The sequence below is a fragment of the Acidovorax sp. GW821-FHT10A04 genome, from assembly GCF_059415825.1.
The window spans coordinates 36,260-55,115 of record NZ_JBWKNZ010000011.1; the positions used below are offsets into that span (position 1 = coordinate 36,260).

Sequence of the window (18,856 nt, forward strand, 5' to 3'; positions counted from 1 at the left end):
AAGCGCACAATTTTGGGGCACGCCCCTAAAGTAGGCTTGGCGCTCAGGCCGCCAGCAGCTGCGGCAGCAAGGCGGCCGAGGTACCGCGCAGCACGGCATCGGCAGTGCCGTCGAGCTCGCTCGGGTTCGGGTTGAGCACCACCACCCGGGCACTGGCCGAGCGCGCCTGGTGGGCCAGGCCCGCGGCGGGGTAGACCGCACCGGCGGTGCCGACCACCAGCATCAAGTCGCACGCCTGCGCCGCCCGCTCTGCGGCCTCGAACACGGCCAGCGGCAGCATTTCGCCAAACCAGACCACGCCGGGGCGCAGCTGGTTGCCGCAGCGCTCGCAGGTCGGGGGCCGGCCGGCCACCGCATCGTCGATGTGGCAGCAGTTGCGCGGGGTGTCGAGCCAGCGGTTGGCGAACAGGTCGCCGTGCAGGCACAGCACGCCCGTGCTGCCCGCGCGCTGGTGCAGGCCGTCGACGTTCTGGGTGATCAGCGTGAGCCGGCGCGGGTGGGCCGCCTGGAACTGCGCCAGCGCCTGGTGCCCGGCATTGGGCTGCACGCCGTCCATGAGCTGGCGCCGGTGCTGGTACCAGTCCCAGACCCGCTCCGGGTGGGCACGAAAACCGGCCTCGGTGGCCATGTCCTCGGCACGGAACTGGGCCCAGTAGCCCGTCTGCGCATCGCGGAAGGTGGGCACGCCCGATTCGGCGCTCACGCCCGCACCGGTGAGCACAGCGATGTGCCCTGCTTCACGCACCCAGCCGCGCACCGTTTCAAGAAAATGTTCCTGCATGGGTTGTGCCTCAACTTTCCACCTTGTGCCGTACTGCCCGCGACACACGAAACTGGCGCGGCCCAGGCCAGTGCCCCCGCGCAAGGGCCGCCCCGCCGCGCTGGGGGCGTCCCCCTCCCGCATCGCGCAGCGAGGCGAGAGAGGGGTGAAGGCGCGAAGCGACTCAGGGGGTGTTCACGTCCTCTGGCGCAGGGCCTCGTAGAGGCAGACGCCGCTGGCCACGGACACGTTGAGGCTTTCCACCGCGCCCTTCATCGGGATGCTGACCAGTTCGTCGCAGGTCTTGCGCGTGAGCTGGCGCATGCCGTCGCCCTCGGCGCCCAGCACCAGGGCCACGGGGCCCTTCAGGTCCACCTGGTAGACGGTCTTGGGCGCGTCGTCGCTGGTGCCGATGCACCAGATGTTGCGCTCCTTGAGCTCGCCCAGGGTGCGCGCCAGGTTGGTGACCATGAAGTACGGCATGGTCTCGGCCGCGCCGCTGGCCACCTTGGCCACCGTGGCGTTGATGCCCACGGCATGGTCCTTGGGGGCAATGACGGCATGGGCGCCGGCACCGTCGGCCACGCGCAGGCAGGCGCCCAGGTTGTGCGGGTCGGTCACGCCATCGAGCACCAGCAGCAGCGGGTTCTCGACACCGGCCGCCTCGAGGTTCTCCAGCAGCTCGTCGAGCGAGGTGATCTGGGCCACGGGCTCCACGCGCGCCGCCACGCCCTGGTGGCCATGGCTGCCGGCCAGCTTGGCAATGCGCTCGCTGTCGGCTTCGATCAGGCGGGCGCCGGCTTCGCGGGCCCGGTCGAGGAACTGGCGCATGCGCGCATCGCGCCGCGTGACCTCATAGTAGATCTCAATGACGGATTTCGGCGCGGTCTTCAGACGCACGCCCACGGCGTGGAAGCCGAAAAGAACTTTGGGGGAGGACATCCCCCGATTATCGGTTGCCCGCAAGAGCTATTCTTTTAATAGCGCCGAGCAGGCCGCCATCCGACCTCAAAAAATCAGTTCTCTGCGACCTGGCCGGCATCGATGGTGATGCGCCGCTCGCAGCGCGCGGCGATGCCGCGGTCGTGCGTGACCAGCACCAGCGTCGTGCCCTGTTCGCGGTTGAGCTCGAACATGAGCTGCATGATGGTCTCGCCCGTGGCGAAGTCCAGGCTGCCCGTGGGCTCATCGGCCAGCAGCACCGCCGGGTGCACCACGAAGGCGCGCGCCAGTGCCACGCGCTGCTGCTCGCCGCCCGACAGCACCTTGGGGTAATGCGACAGGCGCTGGCCCAGGCCCACGCGGGCCAGCATGTCGGCAGCGGCCTTGCGTGCGTCGCGGCGGTTGGCCAGCTCCAGCGGCAGCATCACGTTCTCCAGCGCCGTGAGGTTGCCCATGAGCTGGAAGCTCTGGAACACGAAACCGACCTTCTGCGCGCGCAGCGCGGCACGCTCGTCCTCGTCGATGGCGAACAGGTCATGCCCGTCCAGGCGCACCGTGCCGCGCGTGGGGGTATCCAGGCCGGCGATGATGGACAGCAGCGTGCTCTTGCCCGAGCCCGACGCGCCCACGATGGCCGCTGTTTCCCTCGGCGCCAGGCGGAAATCGATATCCCGCAGAATGTCCAGCGTACCGGTCGAATCCGTGACCGACTTGAAGACGTGTTCGACGGCAATAATGGGGGTCACGGGCGATGGGGAAGATTCGGACATGAAAGGTTCTTCGCTTTGATTCGAGATCTGCAGTATCGGCGCCACTTTATCCTCTCGGCAGGCATCCTGGGTTTGGCAGGGATTTGCGCCCCCGCCGCATGGGCCCAGGCCACAGCACCAGCATCTTCCGCGCCAGCCATCCTGGTGCTGGGCGACTCGCTGAGTGCCGAGTACGGCCTGGCCCGCGGCGCCGGCTGGGTGGCCTTGCTGGAAAAGCGCCTGCAGGAAGAAAAGATCGAGCGCCGCGTGGTCAATGCCAGCGTGAGCGGCGAGACCACGTCGGGCGGGCGTTCACGCCTGACCGCCCTGCTCGCCCAACACAAGCCTGCCGTGGTGGTGATCGAGCTGGGCGGCAATGACGCACTGCGCGGCCTGCCGCTGAAAAATACCGAAGAGAACCTGACTGCCATGACCGATGCGGCGCAAAAGGCCGGGGCCAAGGTCTTGCTGGTGGGCATGCAGGTGCCGCCGAACTATGGCACCGACTATGCCAACCGGTTTGCCGGCCTGTTCACCACCGTGGCCCAGGCCAAGAAGGTGGCCGTGGTGCCGTTTTTCCTCAAGGGCGTGGCCGATGGCCCGGACCCTACCCGCCTGTTCCAGGCGGACCGCATCCATCCGCGTGCAGAGGCGCACCCGCAGATGCTGGCCAATGTGTGGCCAGAGCTGAAGAAGCTGCTGCGCTGAGCGCCGTGCCTGCGGACCTGCCTGCTGCCTTGGTGGCGCGGCGGGTTGCAGGACACGGCGGTCGAAGGCTCAGCCGCCTTCTGCGCCCGTGGGCTGGTTGGCGCCTGGAGCGCCGTCGCCATTGCCACCGGCAGGCTGGTCACCCTGTGGGTCATCCGGCCTGCGCTGGGTTTTGGAACGCAGCTTCTCTTCTTTTTTTTGTTTTTTGGCGAGCTCGCGCTGGCGCTTTTCGTATCCGTAGTTGGGTGTTGCCAAGGTGTTTGCTTCCTGAAGTAGAGACCCACTGTAACAGCTAGGCCCCTGTTTGCCGACATACCCCCGCGCCCGTCAAGCGGCGGCAAAGGCCCGCTGCAAGGACTGCAGCAGGTCCTGGCGCAGGTCCTCCACCGCCTCCAGCCCGATGGAAAACCGCACCAGCGTCCCGGGCTTCAGATGGGCCGCCGGCCGGTTGCGCATGCGGGCCAGGTCGTAGGGCACGACCAGGCTCATGGGCCCACCCCAGCTGTAACCCAGCTTGAACAGGCGCAGGCCGTCGCAGAAGGCGTCGACCTGCTCCTGGCTGTGGCGCGCATCGACGAGCACGCTGAACAAGCCCGCCGCCGCACCTGCACCACCATAGGCCGCGCCACACAGCGCCGCCCAGTGCGCATGGCCCGGCGCACCGGCCAATGCCGGGTGCAGCACCTGGGCGATGGCGGGCTGCTGCTGCAGCCACTGCGCCAGGCTGCGCGCCGCCTCGTCGTGCGCACGGTAGCGCAGGCCGATGCTGGGCAGCGAACGCAGCACCGCCTCGGCATCGTTGCCGCCGATGCCCAGGCCCAGGCGCATGTGGGTGAGCTTGAGTTTCATGTGCAGGGCTTCATCGCGTGTGACGATGCTGCCCATGAGCACGTCGCCGCCGCCGCTGGGGTACTTGGTGAGCGCATGCGCGGAAATGTCCACGCCCAGGGATGCATCCCCCAGCAGGTCGAACGGCGCGAAGGCCAGGCCCGCGCCCCAGGTGTTGTCCAGCGCCGTGGTCACGCCGCGCGCGCGGCAGATGCGCACCTGCTCGCACAGGTCGGGGAACTCCATGGTGACCGAGCCGGCCGCTTCGAGCCACACCAGGCGCGTGGCGGGCGTGATGCGCGCGGCCAGGTCGGCCGGGTCCAGCGGGTCGTAGACCGCATGCCCGATGCCGAAGCGGCGCAGCTCGCCGTGGATCAGGTCCTTGCTCGGGCCGTAGACGTTGTCGGGGATCAGCAGTTCGTCGCCAGGCTTGAGCAGGGCCAGCGCCACGTTGGCGATCGCCGCCAGGCCGCTGGGGACCAGCAGGCACTGCAGGCCGCCTTCCAGGGCGCACAGGCGCTCTTCGAGGATGAAGGTGGTGGGGGTGCCGTGCAGGCCATAGGTGTAGCCGCTCTTGTCCTTCCACTCGCGGCTGCGCATGGCGGCCACGTTGGGGAAGATCACGGTCGAGGCCTTGTAGACGGCGGTCTGGGGGGCCTGGAATCCCGCGGGCGGAAGGTAGTCGTGGTGGACGAGGCGGGAGGCGATGTCGGTGGCATGGTCTTGCATGCAGCCAATGGTAGCGCGCCGCACAAGGGTCACCTTGTGCGGCGCGGCCCCTTTGCCGTGGCCCCTGTTCGGGGGGCAGGCAAAGGCCAGGGCATGGCCGAGGGCTTGCGTTGCACGCATCACTTGCCCGGGCGGTCTTCGAGTGCCAGTCCTCGCAATGAAGATGAAGGAGGCAGCCTGCTCGCTGCCCGACTGGCGGGTCGGAAGTCCATCCCTGCCCGGTGCGCGTGGGGTCCGGTCTCTTTACAGTCCCGGGGCCCGGTGCAAGCCGTCAGGTACGGCCGTGCCTTAGCTCGGTGTCACGGTCAACTGGTTGTTGACCGAGGTCACGCCCTTCACGGCGCTGGCGATCGTCTCTGCACGCTCCTTGGCAGCGGGCGTGGTGGCAGGGCCGTTGAGCGTCACGGAGCCGTTCACGGTGTCCACGTTGATCTTGATGGCGCTCAGGTCGGGGTCCTTGGCCAGGCCGGCGGACACCTGGGCCGTGATGGTCGCGTCATCGATCTTTTCCATCGCAGTCTGCGAGCCTTGCTGCACCTTGGTTTCGGCGTTCTGCATGGCGGCCTCGGCCTTGATGCGGGCGTCGGTGGCAGCCTGCTCGGTGCGGCCAACGGCCGAATCCAGGCGCTGGCCCACGGTGGCATCCTCGGTCTTGCTGCAAGCAGCCAGGCCCAGCGCCAGGGCGCTGACGGCCAGCACGCTGGCGATGCGGTGGGTGGAACGCTGTGCGGTCTGTGCGGTGTTCATGGGAAAACTCCTTGCGGTTGAGAACATGGTTGGTACTTTAGGCAGCCGGGCCCGCGCCGCGGGTCGGAGAGCTCCGAAGTGGCTGTAGGACACCAGGCAGGCCTGCCGGGCGGGCGACAATCGGGGCCATGCCTTCCCTGCCGTCCCTGTCCCGCTGGTTTCCCTTTCTCGCCTGGCCCCGCCCCGACCGCCACCTCCTCAAGGGCGAGTTTTCCGCGGGCATGACCGTGGGGCTGATGCTGGTGCCGCAGGGCGTGGCCTATGCAGCCCTGGCGGGCATGCCGCTGGTCACCGGCATCTATGCCTCGCTGATCCCGGCCCTGGTGGCCGTGCTGTTCAGCTCCTCCACCCGGCTGGGCGTAGGGCCCACGGCGCTCACCAGCCTGCTGATCGGCGCCTCCCTGACCGGGCTGGCCGAGCCCGGCAGTGCGCAATGGGTGGCCCTGGCGGCGTGGATGGCCCTGCTCTCGGGCCTGCTGCAGCTGGTGATGGGGGTGGCCCGCTTTGGCTGGCTGCTCAACCTGGTGACCTCGCCGGTGCTCAGCGGCTTCACCCAGGCAGCGGCCCTGCTGATCCTGGCCTCGCAGCTGCGCGCCTTCACCGGCCTGCGCTCGGACCTCGGGGCGCTCTGGTCCACCCCGTCGCTGGGCCACTTCGACCTGGTGGCAGCGGCCTTCGGCGTGTGCAGCCTGGCCTTGCTGGTGCTGGCCCGGCGCTGGCGCCCGAACTTTCCGGCCGCCATCGTGGTCGTGGGCGCCGCCGGGGCGCTGAGCTGGGCGCTGGGCTACGCCGACGGCGGCGGCTCCGTGGTGGGCACCCTGCCCGAGGGGCTGCCCTCCCTGTACTGGCCGGGCCTGCTGTCCTGGTCGCAGTTTTCCGCCCTGGTGATGCCGGTGCTGGTGGTCACACTGGTGAGCTTTCTCGAAACCGCCTCCAGCGCCAAGGTGGAGAGCCAGCGCTCGGGCGAGCGCTGGAACGAGAACCAGGACCTGATCGGCCAGGGCCTGGCCAAGATCAGCAGCGGGCTGTGCGGCAGCTTTGCCACCAGCGCCTCGTTCTCGCGCTCGGCCATCAACCTGTATGCCGGCGCGCGCACCGGCTGGGCCACGGTGTTCGCCATCGCCCTGGTGCTGGTGGTGCTGCTGTGGCTCACCCCCGCGCTCTACCACGTGCCACAATCGGTGCTGGCGGCCGTGGTGATCACGGCCGTGACCAGCCTCATCAAGCCGGCCACCCTGCTGCGCCTGTGGCGCATCTCCCGCGTCGAGGCCATGATGGCCGGCGTGACCTTTGCGCTGACCCTGGCCACCGCGCCGCGCATGTACTGGGGCGTGCTCGTCGGGCTGGTGATGAACCTGAGCCACTTTCTGTACCAGCGCCTGCACCCGCGCATCATCGAGGTGGGCCTGCACCCCGACGGCAGCCTGCGCGACCGCCACCTGTGGCACCTGCCGCCCCTGGCACCCCGCCTGCTGGCGCTGCGCATGGATGCGGAACTCGATTTCGGCTCCGCCAGCGCGCTGGAGCGGCACGTGACGGACCACCTGGCCATCCAGCCCGAAATCACCCACCTGTGCCTCATGGCCCAGCCCATCAACCGCATCGACATCACCGGGGTTGAAACCTTTGCCACGCTGCGCGCCCTGATGCAGGCGCGCGGCGGCATCCTGCACGTGAGCGGCATGAAGCTGCCGGTGGACCAGGTGCTGCGCCGGGCCGGTTTGCTCGAGCCCGGCCCGGGGCTGCAGATGTACCGCACCGATGCCGAGGCGCTGCTGGTGCTGCAGCAGATACCGGCAAATGCCCCTGCTCCCGGAAACCCGCTCAAAATCCCCTGAAACGGGTTCCCGGCCCCGCCTCGCTGCTACACTCAACGAACTCTGCCCTATCCATTTGTGTCTGACTCTGCGGCCTCTCATCTCGTAGACCTGCGCGATCTGCGCCTGGACATTGCACACGCGCTCGTGGCGCAGGCGGTCGGCAGCGAAGCGTCCCTGCAACGCGAAGCGCCGTCCCGCTACCTCCAAGGCCTGATCGACGGTCTGTGCGAGCTTTCCCTCAAGGACCCCCTCACCGGGCTGGCCAACCGTCGGCATTTTCGCGCCGTGCTCGAACGCGAGATCGACCGCGTGACGCGCTCTGGCGAGGCGGCCCTGCTGCTGATGCTGGACATCGACCACTTCAAGGCGGTCAACGACACCCACGGCCATTTGGCGGGCGATGTAGTGCTGCAGTCGGTGGCGCGCACCCTGAGCGCCTGCGTGCGCCCCATGGACACCCTGGCGCGCTATGGCGGCGAGGAGTTCGCCGTGGTGCTGCCCGCCTGCCAGGCGGCTTTTGGCAAGGTGGTGGCCGAGCGCATCCGCCGCGCCGTGGCCAATACGCCGGTCAGGATTTCGCCCTCCGTGGAGCTGAATGTCACGGTGAGCGTCGGCGGGGCCTTCGCCCTGCAATGGATCCGCTCGACCACCCTGCTGTGGACCGACCGGGCCGACCACCAGCTCTACCAGGCCAAATCGTCGGGCCGCAACCGGGTGAGCATCGAAGAGCAGCCCGACAGCACCGTCAGTGCCGAAGAAAAGAGCCTGTTGTTCGGCCCCTTGTACACCCCCTCGGGCTGGGGCGATCTGCCCCCGCTGGACCCAACAGGCAGCGCCAACTGAAAGTTAGAAGATGAGCGACGCGCTGTCCCCCCCACCCACATCCTCCGACGCCCCACCCTCGCCTGGACGCCCACCCGGCGCGGCGGCCACCGGTGCGCGCATCATTGCCATCACCAGCGGCAAGGGCGGCGTGGGCAAGACCTTCGTGTCAGCCAACCTGGCAGCGGCGCTCACGCGGCGCGGCCAGCGCGTGCTGGTGCTCGATGCCGACCTGGGCCTGGCCAACCTCGACGTGGTGCTCAACCTGCACCCCAAGATCACGCTGCACGACGTGTTCACCGGCAAGGCCCTGCTTGAGGACGCCATCATCCAGGCGCCCGGCGGCTTCGCGGTGCTGCTGGCCGGCTCGGGCATGGTGGAGTACTCGCGCCTCACGCCCGAGGTGCGCAACCAGTTCCTGAACGTGATCCAGGCGATTGCGCCGAACTACGACGTGATCCTGCTGGACACCGGGGCCGGCATCTCGGACGTGGTGCTGTTCTCGATTTCGCTGGCCTCCGAGGTGCTGATCGTGGCCACGCCCGAGCCGACCTCGCTGACCGACGCCTACGCCGCCATCAAGGTGCTGGCCATGCAGCAAAAGCGCCAGCATGTGCGCATGGTGATCAACCAGGCGGCCCGCCCGGGCGACGGCCGGGCCATCACCAGCCAATTGCAGCAGGTGCTGGACCGCTTCGTGAGCACCGAATCGGGCCGTGCCGTGCGCCTGATCCACATGGGCGACATCCCGGCCGACCCCTCGGTGCGCGACGCCGTGATGCGCCGCCAGTTGCTGCTGCTCAATACACCGGGCTGTCCGGCCTCGCTGGCCATTGCCCAACTGGCCAACAAGATCGAGACCACGCTGCTGGTACCTACGGTCTGACAGCCAGGCGGGCAAGCCACCGCCGGCCGCCGCGCGACAATCAGGGCCCGCCGCCAGGAGAATGCTGCCTGGCGGACGCCTCCTTTTCCCATTCCGTGTGAACAACAGGCCATCGCCGTGATGAACGACGTCCTCAATATCTCCTGCTACAAGTTCGTGCCGCTGCCCGATGCGCAGGCGCTGCGCGACCTGCTGCACGAGCGTGCGCTGGCGGCGCAGCTCAAGGGCACGATCCTGCTGGCCGAGGAAGGCATCAACTTCTTCCTGGCGGGCACGGCCGACGCGGTGCACGGCTTCGTCGACACCATGCGCACCGACGCACGCTTTGCCGACCTGGCCCCCAAGGAGAGCTGGTCGGACACGGTGCCGTTTCGCAAGATGCTGGTCAAGGTCAAGCGCGAGATCATCCGCATGGACCATCCCACGATCCAGCCCTCCACCGGCCGCGCCCCGGCCGTAACGCCGGCCACGCTGCACCGCTGGCTGGAGCAAGGCCATGACGACGAGGGCCGCGAGGTGGTGACGCTGGATACCCGCAATGCCTTCGAGGTGGACGAGGGCACGTTCGACAACGCCATCGACTGGCGCATCGACAAGTTCACCGAGTTCCCGCCGGCCCTGCGCGCCCACAAGGCCGAGCTGGCCGACAAGACCGTGGTGAGCTTCTGCACCGGCGGCATCCGCTGCGAGAAGGCGGCCATCCTCATGCGCGAGGAAGGCCTCGATCACGTCTACCAGCTCGAGGGCGGCATCCTCAAGTACTTCGAGGAAACCAATGGCGCCCACTACCACGGCGGCTGCTTCGTCTTCGACGAGCGCCGGGTGCTGGCTGCCGACCTCTCCACGGACACGCCGGAAAAGGCCTGACCAGGCCTTTCAGGCCTTTGCTCAATCCGCGCGGAAGCGGTGCTCCGGCAAGGGTATGAATTCCGTTTCGCCCGGCACCGGCTTCATGCGGCCGGCCTCCCAGTCGGCGGCCGCCTGGACGATGCGCTCCTTGCGGCTGGAGACGAAGTTCCACCACATGTGGCGCGGGCCGTCGAGCGCATCGCCGCCAATGAGCATCAGGCGCACGGCGCTGGCGCCAGCCTGCAGCCGCACGGGCGCCGCAGCACCTGCGGGCAGCACCGCCAGGGTCTGGGCCACCAGCGGCTCGCCATCGAGCGACAGGTCGGCATCCACCGGGTAGAGCGCCATCTCCTGCGCCAGGGCCGGCAGCTCCAGCACCGCGCCGGCAGGCAGTTGCACGTCCAGGTACAGCGTGGGTGCATAGGTGGCCACGGGCGAGGTCTGGCCAAAGGCCGTGCCGATCAGCACGCGCACCACGGCCTCGCCCACCTGCACCTCGGGAATCGCCGCGGCCGGCGTGTGCACGAACGAGGCATCGACCTCCTCGGCCGCCACCGGCAGGGCCGCCCACAGCTGGATGCCGTGGTTCACGTAGGTGGTTTCCGCCAGCAACTCGGGCCGGCGCTCGGAGTGCACGATGCCCTTGCCGGCCGTCATCCAGTTGATGGCGCCGGGTTCGATCTGCTGCACATGGCCCAGGCTGTCGCGGTGCATGATGGCGCCGGAGAACAGGTAGGTCACCGTGGCCAGGCCGATGTGCGGATGGGGCCGCACGTCGTGCGCCGCGCCGGGCACCACCGACACCGGGCCGAAGTGGTCGAAGAAGATGAACGGCCCGACCGATCGGCACTGCACGGCGGGCAGCAGACGCCGCACGGTGAAGCCGCCGCCGAGGTCCTTGGCGTGGCCGGACAGGCGCAGGACGGCGCTCATGGACGTCCTCCAGCGGTGAGGGCGCGAAGGCGATGGCATCGTGGCATGGTGTGAGCTCCTGTGATCGTGGGGTTGGTGTCAGTCTTGGTGGAATCGGGCCGCCAGCTCGGCCACCCGCTGTCCCAGCACGCGCGCGGTGTCCAGGTCGCCCGGGGCCATCTCGCCCGCCGAGGCGTCCGACGGCGACTGGGCCATGGCGCCACTGTAGGCACCCAGCCAGTTCACGTCGTTGCGCGTGGCGGTCTTGGAGTTCGACGGCAGCACGCCCGCCCCCACCCACAGGCCGCCATGCTGCATGGCCAGGTGGAACAGGTAGTCGAGCGTGATCTGCTTGTCGCCATTGGTGGCGGCGCTGTTGGTGAAGCCGGCGAACAGCTTGTTCTTCCAGGCCTGGCTGAACCAGGGCTTGGACGAGGCGTCGGCAAAGCGCTTGAACTGCCAGCTCGGTCCGGCCATGTAGGTCGGCGAGCCGAAGATGATGGCGCTGGCGGCCGCCAGGCTTTCCCAGCCGCCCTCGGGCAGGCCGCCGTCCGCATCGATGGCGATCAGCTCGGCGCCGGCCCCATCGGCCACGGCCTGGGCCATGCGCTGGGTGTGGCCATAGCCCGAGTGGTAGACGACGGCGATCTGCGGCATGCGGCGGTTCCTTGCAAGGTCAAAGCGCCATCATGCCGCAGGATGGCGACGTCAGCGGGAAGAACGGCGCGCGTCCACGCTCCAGGCACCGGCGCCAAAGGCGGCCAGGGCCAGCAGGCCGCCGACGACGCCCACGTTCTTGAAGAACATCAGCTGCTGCATCATCTGCTTGTCGGCCGGCAGGGCCCAGTAGGCATGGAAGAAGAAGCTGGCCACCAGCGTGAAGAACGCCAGCGCCAGCGCGGCAAAGCGCGTGCCGAAGCCGAAGATCAGCGCCAGACTGCCCAGCACCTCCACGGCGGCGGCGATGGCAGCGGCCACGGTGGGCATGGGCAGGCCGACCGAGCTGATGTAGCCCACGGTGCCGGCAAAGCCGGTGAGCTTGCCGATGCCGGCGGGCAGGAACAGGGCGGCCAGCAGCAAGCGCGAGGCCAGGGCCAGGGGGTTTTGCAGGGAATTGAACATGGTGGACTCCTTCAGGTGACAGGTTAAAACAGTATGGGACAGCAAGGTATCAATTGCTCATGGCGCTGCGCGCCACTCGCGACGTATAAAACCGACGCGGCCAAGGCCAGTGCCCCCGTGCAAGGGCCGCCCCGCCGCGCTGGGGGCGTCCCCCTCCCGACTCGCGCAGCGAGGAGAGAGAGGGGGAAGGCGCGGAGCGACTCAGGGGGTGCTTCACTTCAGGGGGCCAGGTCGAACACCAGCACCTCGGCATCGCGGCCTTCGGTCAGCGCCAGGGCCGTCTCGTGCTCGATCAGCGCGGCATCCCCGGCCGACAAGGCCTGGCCATTGGCCTTCAGGCTGCCGCGCACCAGGTGCACATACACCTTGCGTGCGGGGTCGAGCACCAGGCTCGCCGATTCGCTGCCATCGATCAGGCCGGCGTAGAGCGTGGCGTCGGCATTCACCTGGACGGAGCCTTCGGCGCCATCGGGCGATGCCACCCGCCGCAGCGTGCCGCGCTTTTCGGCATCGGTAAAGGTCTTTTGCTCGTAGCCGGGCGCGATGCCCTGCACGTCGGGCAGCAGCCAGATCTGCAGGAAGTGCGTGGTCTGGCCCTCGGCATGGTTGAACTCGCTGTGCTGCACCCCCGTGCCGGCGCTCATGCGCTGCACGTCGCCGGGCGGGATGCCCTTGATGTTGCCCATGCTGTCCTTGTGGGCCAGCTCGCCCGACAGCACATAGCTGATGATCTCCATGTCGCGGTGGCCATGGGTGCCGAAACCCATGCCCGGGGCGATGCGGTCTTCGTTGATCACGCGCAGGTTGCCGAAGCCCATGTGCTCGGGGTCGTGGTAGCCCGCGAACGAGAAGCTGTGGTACGAATGCAGCCAGCCATGGTCGGCATGGCCGCGGTCTTGGGATTTGCGAACAGTCAGCATGGTGTGTGCCCCTTTCAAGACTCGACTGTAGGCCTGTCCCCCCGGCACCGGGGGCTGGCATATTGATGGCATGATTCAAAAAAATTGAATTAACATGGCATCACCATGCAAAACCCGCGCGATGTGCTGACCCCCGACAGCCTGGCCATGCTGCAGGTGATCGCCGAGGCCGGCAGCTTTGCGGCCGCAGCGCGCCAGCTGGGCCTGGTGCCCAGCGCCCTGACCTACCGCGTGCGCCAGATCGAGGACGCGCTGGACGTGCTGCTTTTTGACCGCAGCGCGCGCCAGGCCCGCCCCACCGAGGCCGGCGTGGAGCTGCTGCGCGAAGGCGCGCGGCTGCTGCAGGACATCGACGCCGTGGCGCACCGCGTGCGCCGCGTGGCCACGGGCTGGGAGCCGCAGCTCACGCTGTCGGTCGATGGCGCCATTTCGCCGCACACCATGATGGAGCTGGTGGATGCGTTCTACGCCATGGCGCCGCCTACGCGCCTGAAGCTGCGCGACGGCATCATGACCGGCACGCTGGAGGCCCTGACCTCGGGCCGGGCGGACCTGGCCGTGGGGGTCACCATCGCCGGCTCCAGCGTGGCCGGGCTGCAGCAGGCGCCGCTGGGCGACGTGCTGTTCATCTACGTGGTGGCACCCCACCACCCCCTGGCCACCGAGCCCGAGCCGATCACCGATGCGACCTTGCTGCAGCACCGCGCCGTGGCCGTGGCCGACTCGGCCCTGCGCGGTGGCGCTACCATGGGCCTGCTGGGCGGGCAGGACGTGCTCACGGTGGACACCATGCAGGCCAAGGTGCGTGCCCAGTTGCGCGGCCTGGGCGGCGGCTTTCTACCCGAGCCCATGGTACGCCCCTACCTGGAGGCCGGGCGCCTGGTGGCGCGCAAGGTGGCCCGGCCCGAACGCCTGGTGCGCGTGAACTATGCCTGGGGCGGCCCCGGCTTCACCGCGCCGGGCCGTGCGCTGCAGTGGTGGCTCAACCAGTTGCAAAGCCCGGCCACGCGGCGCGCACTGCTGGAAAACCACCATCATTTCTGATGCGCAGCCCTGTGCGGGGCGTGTAGAGTGGTCGGTGTCGGAGTTTTCCAGCCAACCGTTCCCGAAAGGCCTCCCATGAGCAAACCTGTTTCTCGCCCTGCCAAACGGCCCCGACGCCCTGCACCCAGCCCTGCTGCGGCGACCACGACGACAAGCTCCCCCCGCAAAACCACCGGAGGCGCCAAGGCCCCCCGGCATTTCGCCATCATCGGCGCCGGCATGGCCGGCATCGCCTGCGCCCGCACCCTGGTGCAGGCGGGCCACCAGGTCACCGTCTTCGAGAAATCCTCCGCCGCCGGCGGACGCACGACCACCATCGACTCGCCCTTTGGCGGCTTCGATGCCGGCGTGCAGTACTTCACCGTGCGCGATGCGCGTTTCGCGCGCGCCATCGACACCGTGCCCGGCGTGTGCAAGCGCTGGAGCGCCAATTCCGTGCGCGTGCTCGACGCAGCCGGCCGCGTGACCGCCGCCGGCCTGCCCACGCGCGAAGCCCACTGGGTCGCCAGCCCCGGCATGCAATCGCTGGTGGCCGCCTGGGCCGCACCGCTGGCCCAGGCTGGCCGGCTGATCACCGACACCCGCGTCACGCGCATCGAGCACGACGCCTTGAACGCCACCGGCTGGCAGTTGCGCACCGAAGGCCCCGATGGCGGCCAGCATGTGTACGCCGGCTTCGATGCCGTGCTGCTGGCCCAGCCCGCCACGCCGGCCCAGGCCCTGCTGTCCACCTCGGCCATCGACAGCAGCCTGACCAAGGCCCTGTCCAGCGTCGCCATCGCCCCCTGCTGGACGCTGATGCTGGCCTACCCGCAGGCCGTGCGCCCGGGCCTGACCACCCTGGGCCCGCAGTGGAATGCCGCACGCAGCACGCACCACCGCATTGCCTGGCTGGCCCGCGAATCCTCCAAGCCCGGCCGGCCCAGCGTGGAGCGCTGGACCGTGCAGGCCAGCCCCGCCTGGTCGGCAGAGCACCTCGAGGACGATGCCGAGCGCGTGCAGGCCAAGCTGATCAAGGCCTTTGCCGAGGTGACCGGCATCCGCGCCGAGCCCGCGCACGCCCAGACCCAGCGCTGGCGCTACGCCCAGACCACGCATCCCCTGGGCCGCAGCCACCTGTGGGATGCCCAGATCGGCCTGGGCGCCTGCGGCGACTGGTGCCTGGGCCACCGCCTCGAAGATGCCTTCGTGTCCGGACTGGAGCTGGCACTCGCCGTGGCATGACACAAGGTGAGGACGCGACCCTTGGCCCCGGGCCCGGCGCGGGCTACACCGGTCGTTTTGCGCCGTCGCCGACAGGGCCCCTGCATGCCGGCTCGCTGGTCGCCGCGCTGGCCAGTTGGCTCGATGCCCGCACCTTCAACGGCGGGCGGGGCGGGCGCTGGCTGGTGCGCATCGAAGACGTGGACACGCCGCGCTGCATCCCGGGCGCGGGCGAGTTCATCCTGCAGCAGCTGGCCGCCTGCGGGCTGGTGCCCGACGAACCGCCGCTGTGGCAGTCCGCACGGGGCGCCGTCTACCAGCAGGCCCTGGACCGCCTGGTGGCCGAAGGCGCGGCCTACCCCTGCGCCTGCTCGCGCAAGGACATCGAAGAAGCCCAGCTCGCGCTCGGCCATGCGCGCGAGCGGCATGCGGCCCTGCCCTATCCCGGCACCTGCCGCCATGGCCTGAATGGGCGAGACGGCCGGTCCTGGCGCTTTCGCGTGCCGGCGGGCCTGCCCCCGAAGGACTGGACCGACCGGCGCCTGGGAGCCCAGCAGCAGGATGTGGCCGCGGACATCGGCGACTTCGTGCTGCGCCGCGCCGATGGCCTGTGGGCCTACCAGCTGGCCGTGGTGGTCGATGACGCCGCCCAGGGCATCACCCACATCGTGCGCGGAGAGGACCTGGCCGACAACACGCCGCGCCAGATCCTGCTGCAGCAGGCGCTCGGCGTGTCCACGCCGCAGTACCTGCATACCCCTCTGGTCTGCGGTGACAATGGCGAAAAGCTGTCCAAGCAGAACGGTGCCCAGGCCCTGGACCTTGGCAACCCCGTACAGGCGCTGGAGCAGGCGGCACGGGCCCTGGGCCTGCCGGCGCTGGCACATCTGCACAACACTTGCGTCGGGGATGCGCTGGCGCAATGGGCCACAGCGTGGTTCAGAAACTACAATGGCCCATCGTGACCGAACTGCCATCCCTTTCCCCCGCCCCCGACAGCGCGGCAACTGCTGCCCAAGCGCCCCAAGCCGGCAGTGCTGCGCCCGCTGGCGTTGCCTACCCCAAGACCATCAAGAGCTTCGTGCGCCGCGCCGGGCGCACCACCACGGGCCAGGCCAAGGCCTTCGAGGACCTGGGCCCGCGCTTCGTGCTGCCCTATGCCGCCGCCCCGCTCGACGCCCCGGCCGCCTTTGGCCGCACGGCCCCGCTGATCCTGGAGATCGGTTTCGGCATGGGCGAAGCCACGGCCCACATCGCACGCGTGCGCCCGGGCGACAACTTCCTGTGCTGCGAAGTGCACGAGCCCGGCGTGGGGGCCCTGCTCAAGCGCATCGGCGAGCAGGAGATCGGCAACATCCGCATCCTGCAGCACGATGCCGTGGAAGTCATCGACCACATGCTGGCACCGGCCAGCCTCGATGGCGTGCACATTTTCTTTCCCGACCCCTGGCACAAGACCAAGCACAACAAGCGCCGGCTGATCCAGTCGCCGCTGGTGGCCAAGCTGGCCGCCCGGCTCAAGCCCGGCGGCTACCTGCACTGCGCCACCGACTGGGAGCCCTACGCCCAGCAGATGCTGGAAGTGCTCGGTGCCGAGCCCCTGCTGGCCAATACCGCCAGCGGTTTCGCGCCGCAGCCCGACTACCGCCCGCTGACCAAGTTCGAGAACCGCGGCCTGCGCCTCGGGCATGGTGTCTGGGACATCGTGTTCGTGCGGCGCAACTAGAAGACCGCGCCCCACCCACCGGACCGCCACCATCCCGCCTATGAAGCCCATCCTGCAACACCTGGTTGAAATGACCGGCCACCGCGACCACTTGCGGCTGGAGGTGTCGGTGCTCTCCACCCTGCAAAAACTCAGCGGCATCAAGGCGGTCCGGGCGCTGGAGCTGTTCACCGACAAGGGCGTGGCCCATGTGCGCCCCCGCACCTGGGTCGAGGAAGGCCAACTGGTCTCCACCGACTCCGAGGCCGCGGCCGACCCGCGGCGCGAGCTGCTCGAGCAGTACCCCGAACTGTGCGAGTGCGTGAAGAACCAGGGCGACAGCGCCCTGACCCATCGCCCCGGGCGGCACACGCTCTGGCTGCCGGTCTGGATGCACGAGAAGGTCAGCACCTGCCTGGAGGTCACGCAGTCGCGCCCGTTCTCGGCCCACAAGCTCGAAGTGATCAAGGGCGTGTTCCTGGTCTACCAGAACTACCAGAACCTGCTGGACTACAGCGAACGCGACGCGCTCACCGGCCTGTTCAATCGCAAGACCTTCGACGAGCAGTTCTCCCGCAACGCCGCCAGCGGCCTGAGCAGCAGCCGCCCCCAGGGCGCCGAGGCGCTGGTCAACGAGGAAGTGACCGCCGAAAGCGAACCTGCACAGAACTGGCTGGCCGTGGTGGACATCGACCACTTCAAGCTGGTCAATGACCGCTTCGGCCACCTCTACGGCGACGAGGTGCTGATCCTGATCGCCAACATCCTGCGCAGCTCGTTCCGCTCGCACGACCGCATCTTCCGCTTCGGCGGCGAGGAGTTCGTGGTGCTGCTGCGCAACATCACGCTGGCACGGGCGCACAAGGTCTTCAACCGCTTTCGCGAGACCGTGCAGGAGTACGATTTTCCGCAGGTCGGCCGCGTGACGGTCAGCCTGGGTTTCGTCGGCACCTCGCGCGGCTCGCCGGTGGAAATCCTGGGCCAGGCCGACCAGGCGCTCTACTACGCCAAGGAGCATGGCCGCAACCAGGTGTGCTTCTACGAAGACCTGGTGGCCGGCGGACACCTGACCGCCAAGGTCGCCAACGACGACGTCGAGCTTTTCTGACCCACTGAGGTCCGCCGCAGGCCGCCTTCGCCCTCGCAGGTCAGCGGCCGAATGCCTTGTTCAGCGCAGCCAGCAAGGCCTTGCGCGACTGCTCCCGCGCCGCCGGGTGGCCACCCACATGCACGCCCTGCCCCGGGTACACCCCGTTGGGCACATCGGTGCGCAGGCGCAGGGGCACGGTGCCGTCGAAGCCATGGTAGGCCCCCTCGTAGGCCAGCACCCGCACCTCGCGGCTGCCCGGGGCCGCGCCGCGTGGCGCAGCCAGGGCCTGGCAGGGGGCGGCCGGTGTCCAGTCGTCCGCCTTGCCGACGAGCATCAGCGTGTCGGCCGCCGGCCGGTAGCCACCGCGCAGGTCGGAGCCGCAACCGGGGTAGAAGGCGACGGACAGGCGCGGCAGCACCTTGGCAGCGGCCACGTCGGCATGGCGCAGGTTGCTGGCTGCCAGCACGGCGCTGCCGCCATGTGACCAGCCCAGCAGCGCCAGCCGCTGGCCATCCACGCCCGGCTGGGCCGCCAGCCACTGCAGGGCAGCCAGGGCATCGCGCCGCCGGTCGTTCTGGTTGATCTTGCGCGTGCCGATGCGCTGGGTGCACAGCTCCTTTTCGCCGCGCGGTGTCATTGAGTCCACCGCCAGCGCATGCCAGCCCTGCTCGTTGAGCAGCGCCGCATACTCGCGCATGCGCTCGGCCGGCTGGCCACGCCGGTTGAGCATGCCGCCGCAGCCGTGCAGCAAGACCACGGCGGGCAAGGGCTTGCCGGCATCCTTGGTGCCAGGGGCGAGCAGCGCTGCTGGCGGGCGGTACCACCAGGCCTGCAGGGTCACCGCCGCATCGGAGTCACCGGCGGGCGCCTGGAACTGCACCCGCTCGACCGCGTCCGGAGCCTGCGCCCGGGCCGATGCCAGCCACAGAAGGCCGACCAGTCCCAGTGCACCCGCACGCAAGGCAGGCGCTACGGCGATGGTGGTCAGCACGGGCCGGCCCATCCGATGCGCCTGCTGTC

The 18,856-nt window shown here is 69.1% G+C and carries 21 protein-coding genes; 10 read left to right on the forward strand and 11 right to left on the reverse strand.

Annotation, left to right across the window (positions count from 1 at the left end; all coding sequences use genetic code 11):
- Window positions 1-43 precede the first annotated feature (43 nt).
- The 3 genes from AC07PF_RS21835 to AC07PF_RS21845 all read right to left on the reverse strand — a co-directional run bounded on the left by AC07PF_RS21835 (window position 44) and on the right by AC07PF_RS21845 (window position 2,472).
- Window positions 44-781, reverse strand: coding sequence for an SIR2 family NAD-dependent protein deacylase (locus tag AC07PF_RS21835; RefSeq protein ID WP_494613260.1), 738 nt, complete (start codon window positions 779-781; stop codon window positions 44-46).
- A 174-nt stretch (window positions 782-955) separates the two neighbouring features.
- Entirely contained in the window at window positions 956-1,702 is a 747-nt protein-coding gene (gene rlmB / locus AC07PF_RS21840) for a 23S rRNA (guanosine(2251)-2'-O)-methyltransferase RlmB (protein ID WP_007859295.1), read from the reverse strand.
- Window positions 1,703-1,776: 74 nt separating this feature from the next.
- A complete protein-coding gene (locus AC07PF_RS21845; RefSeq protein WP_007859298.1) occupies window positions 1,777-2,472 on the reverse strand; it encodes an ABC transporter ATP-binding protein in 696 nt (231 codons plus the stop codon).
- Between the two features lie 15 nt (window positions 2,473-2,487).
- On the opposite strand from AC07PF_RS21845, the gene AC07PF_RS21850 reads away from it, so the two are divergent.
- Window positions 2,488-3,159 carry an arylesterase gene (locus AC07PF_RS21850; RefSeq protein ID WP_494613261.1) on the forward strand — a complete coding sequence of 224 codons (672 nt, stop codon included), beginning with the start codon at window positions 2,488-2,490 and terminating at the stop codon, window positions 3,157-3,159.
- Between the two features lie 69 nt (window positions 3,160-3,228).
- Here AC07PF_RS21850 and AC07PF_RS21855 read toward each other — a convergent pair whose 3' ends face one another.
- The 3 genes from AC07PF_RS21855 to AC07PF_RS21865 all read right to left on the reverse strand — a co-directional run bounded on the left by AC07PF_RS21855 (window position 3,229) and on the right by AC07PF_RS21865 (window position 5,463).
- The gene (locus AC07PF_RS21855) at window positions 3,229-3,414 is read right to left on the reverse strand and encodes a hypothetical protein (RefSeq protein WP_081497407.1); all 186 of its coding nucleotides are present in this window, start codon (window positions 3,412-3,414) and stop codon (window positions 3,229-3,231) included.
- 72 nt (window positions 3,415-3,486) lie between these two features.
- The gene (locus tag AC07PF_RS21860; RefSeq protein WP_494613262.1) at window positions 3,487-4,716 is read right to left on the reverse strand and encodes a PLP-dependent transferase; all 1,230 of its coding nucleotides are present in this window, start codon (window positions 4,714-4,716) and stop codon (window positions 3,487-3,489) included.
- Between the two features lie 288 nt (window positions 4,717-5,004).
- Window positions 5,005-5,463: a BON domain-containing protein gene (locus tag AC07PF_RS21865; protein ID WP_007859305.1), complete on the reverse strand. Its 459-nt coding sequence runs from the start codon at window positions 5,461-5,463 to the stop codon at window positions 5,005-5,007.
- Window positions 5,464-5,591: 128 nt separating this feature from the next.
- Between AC07PF_RS21865 and AC07PF_RS21870 the strand changes: the two genes are divergently transcribed.
- The 4 genes from AC07PF_RS21870 (at window position 5,592) to AC07PF_RS21885 (ending at window position 9,858) form a co-directional block, all read left to right on the forward strand.
- On the forward strand, window positions 5,592-7,301 hold the full coding sequence (locus tag AC07PF_RS21870) for a SulP family inorganic anion transporter (RefSeq protein ID WP_007859306.1): 1,710 nt from the start codon (window positions 5,592-5,594) through the stop codon (window positions 7,299-7,301).
- A 57-nt stretch (window positions 7,302-7,358) separates the two neighbouring features.
- Window positions 7,359-8,126, forward strand: a complete 768-nt coding sequence (locus tag AC07PF_RS21875; RefSeq protein WP_007859307.1) for a GGDEF domain-containing protein — start codon at window positions 7,359-7,361, stop codon at window positions 8,124-8,126.
- A 10-nt stretch (window positions 8,127-8,136) separates the two neighbouring features.
- Window positions 8,137-8,991, forward strand: coding sequence for a MinD/ParA family protein (locus AC07PF_RS21880; protein WP_007859308.1), 855 nt, complete (start codon window positions 8,137-8,139; stop codon window positions 8,989-8,991).
- Window positions 8,992-9,111: 120 nt separating this feature from the next.
- The gene (locus AC07PF_RS21885) at window positions 9,112-9,858 is read left to right on the forward strand and encodes a sulfurtransferase (protein WP_494613376.1); all 747 of its coding nucleotides are present in this window, start codon (window positions 9,112-9,114) and stop codon (window positions 9,856-9,858) included.
- 21 nt (window positions 9,859-9,879) lie between these two features.
- Here the strand turns inward: AC07PF_RS21885 and AC07PF_RS21890 are convergent, their stop codons facing one another.
- The 4 genes from AC07PF_RS21890 to AC07PF_RS21905 form a co-directional block, all read right to left on the reverse strand.
- On the reverse strand, window positions 9,880-10,773 hold the full coding sequence (locus tag AC07PF_RS21890) for a pirin family protein (RefSeq protein WP_494613263.1): 894 nt from the start codon (window positions 10,771-10,773) through the stop codon (window positions 9,880-9,882).
- A 78-nt stretch (window positions 10,774-10,851) separates the two neighbouring features.
- Window positions 10,852-11,409 (reverse strand): flavodoxin family protein, encoded by a 558-nt coding sequence (locus tag AC07PF_RS21895; RefSeq protein ID WP_007859312.1) that lies wholly within the window; start codon window positions 11,407-11,409, stop codon window positions 10,852-10,854.
- Window positions 11,410-11,460: 51 nt separating this feature from the next.
- Entirely contained in the window at window positions 11,461-11,874 is a 414-nt protein-coding gene (locus AC07PF_RS21900; protein WP_007859314.1) for a DoxX family protein, read from the reverse strand.
- A gap of 218 nt (window positions 11,875-12,092) precedes the next feature.
- The gene (locus tag AC07PF_RS21905) at window positions 12,093-12,794 is read right to left on the reverse strand and encodes a pirin family protein (protein ID WP_494613265.1); all 702 of its coding nucleotides are present in this window, start codon (window positions 12,792-12,794) and stop codon (window positions 12,093-12,095) included.
- Between the two features lie 105 nt (window positions 12,795-12,899).
- Between AC07PF_RS21905 and AC07PF_RS21910 the strand changes: the two genes are divergently transcribed.
- The 5 genes from AC07PF_RS21910 to AC07PF_RS21930 all read left to right on the forward strand — a co-directional run bounded on the left by AC07PF_RS21910 (window position 12,900) and on the right by AC07PF_RS21930 (window position 17,854).
- Window positions 12,900-13,838 carry a LysR family transcriptional regulator gene (locus AC07PF_RS21910; protein WP_494613266.1) on the forward strand — a complete coding sequence of 313 codons (939 nt, stop codon included), beginning with the start codon at window positions 12,900-12,902 and terminating at the stop codon, window positions 13,836-13,838.
- Window positions 13,839-13,913: 75 nt separating this feature from the next.
- A complete protein-coding gene (locus tag AC07PF_RS21915; protein WP_145697420.1) occupies window positions 13,914-15,062 on the forward strand; it encodes an FAD-dependent oxidoreductase in 1,149 nt (382 codons plus the stop codon).
- On the forward strand, window positions 15,059-16,006 hold the full coding sequence (gluQRS, locus tag AC07PF_RS21920; protein ID WP_494613267.1) for a tRNA glutamyl-Q(34) synthetase GluQRS: 948 nt from the start codon (window positions 15,059-15,061) through the stop codon (window positions 16,004-16,006). The genes AC07PF_RS21915 and gluQRS overlap by 4 nt, the downstream gene beginning before the upstream one ends.
- Window positions 15,964-16,767, forward strand: coding sequence for a tRNA (guanosine(46)-N7)-methyltransferase TrmB (gene trmB / locus AC07PF_RS21925; protein ID WP_007861463.1), 804 nt, complete (start codon window positions 15,964-15,966; stop codon window positions 16,765-16,767). Before gluQRS ends, trmB begins: the two co-directional genes overlap by 43 nt.
- 40 nt (window positions 16,768-16,807) lie before the next feature.
- Complete coding sequence (locus AC07PF_RS21930; protein ID WP_007861461.1) at window positions 16,808-17,854, forward strand: GGDEF domain-containing protein; 1,047 nt, start codon at window positions 16,808-16,810, stop codon at window positions 17,852-17,854.
- Between the two features lie 40 nt (window positions 17,855-17,894).
- Here the strand turns inward: AC07PF_RS21930 and AC07PF_RS21935 are convergent, their stop codons facing one another.
- Window positions 17,895-18,827, reverse strand: coding sequence for a dienelactone hydrolase family protein (locus tag AC07PF_RS21935; RefSeq protein WP_494613268.1), 933 nt, complete (start codon window positions 18,825-18,827; stop codon window positions 17,895-17,897).
- Window positions 18,828-18,856 lie beyond the last annotated feature (29 nt).

What these genes read in the sequence shown, in the direction of transcription:
- AC07PF_RS21835 (WP_494613260.1), bottom strand. Translation starts at nt 781, where the DNA reads ATGCAGGAACATTTTCTTGAAACGGTGCGCGGCTGGGTGCGTGAAGCA.
- rlmB (WP_007859295.1), bottom strand. Translation starts at nt 1,702, where the DNA reads ATGTCCTCCCCCAAAGTTCTTTTCGGCTTCCACGCCGTGGGCGTGCGT.
- AC07PF_RS21845 (WP_007859298.1), bottom strand. Translation starts at nt 2,472, where the DNA reads ATGTCCGAATCTTCCCCATCGCCCGTGACCCCCATTATTGCCGTCGAA.
- AC07PF_RS21860 (WP_494613262.1), bottom strand. Translation starts at nt 4,716, where the DNA reads ATGCAAGACCATGCCACCGACATCGCCTCCCGCCTCGTCCACCACGAC.
- AC07PF_RS21865 (WP_007859305.1), bottom strand. Translation starts at nt 5,463, where the DNA reads ATGAACACCGCACAGACCGCACAGCGTTCCACCCACCGCATCGCCAGC.
- AC07PF_RS21870 (WP_007859306.1), top strand. Translation starts at nt 5,592, where the DNA reads ATGCCTTCCCTGCCGTCCCTGTCCCGCTGGTTTCCCTTTCTCGCCTGG.
- AC07PF_RS21880 (WP_007859308.1), top strand. Translation starts at nt 8,137, where the DNA reads ATGAGCGACGCGCTGTCCCCCCCACCCACATCCTCCGACGCCCCACCC.
- AC07PF_RS21885 (WP_494613376.1), top strand. Translation starts at nt 9,112, where the DNA reads ATGAACGACGTCCTCAATATCTCCTGCTACAAGTTCGTGCCGCTGCCC.
- AC07PF_RS21890 (WP_494613263.1), bottom strand. Translation starts at nt 10,773, where the DNA reads ATGAGCGCCGTCCTGCGCCTGTCCGGCCACGCCAAGGACCTCGGCGGC.
- AC07PF_RS21895 (WP_007859312.1), bottom strand. Translation starts at nt 11,409, where the DNA reads ATGCCGCAGATCGCCGTCGTCTACCACTCGGGCTATGGCCACACCCAG.
- AC07PF_RS21900 (WP_007859314.1), bottom strand. Translation starts at nt 11,874, where the DNA reads ATGTTCAATTCCCTGCAAAACCCCCTGGCCCTGGCCTCGCGCTTGCTG.
- AC07PF_RS21905 (WP_494613265.1), bottom strand. Translation starts at nt 12,794, where the DNA reads ATGCTGACTGTTCGCAAATCCCAAGACCGCGGCCATGCCGACCATGGC.
- AC07PF_RS21910 (WP_494613266.1), top strand. Translation starts at nt 12,900, where the DNA reads ATGCAAAACCCGCGCGATGTGCTGACCCCCGACAGCCTGGCCATGCTG.
- AC07PF_RS21915 (WP_145697420.1), top strand. Translation starts at nt 13,914, where the DNA reads ATGAGCAAACCTGTTTCTCGCCCTGCCAAACGGCCCCGACGCCCTGCA.
- gluQRS (WP_494613267.1), top strand. Translation starts at nt 15,059, where the DNA reads ATGACACAAGGTGAGGACGCGACCCTTGGCCCCGGGCCCGGCGCGGGC.
- trmB (WP_007861463.1), top strand. Translation starts at nt 15,964, where the DNA reads ATGGGCCACAGCGTGGTTCAGAAACTACAATGGCCCATCGTGACCGAA.
- AC07PF_RS21930 (WP_007861461.1), top strand. Translation starts at nt 16,808, where the DNA reads ATGAAGCCCATCCTGCAACACCTGGTTGAAATGACCGGCCACCGCGAC.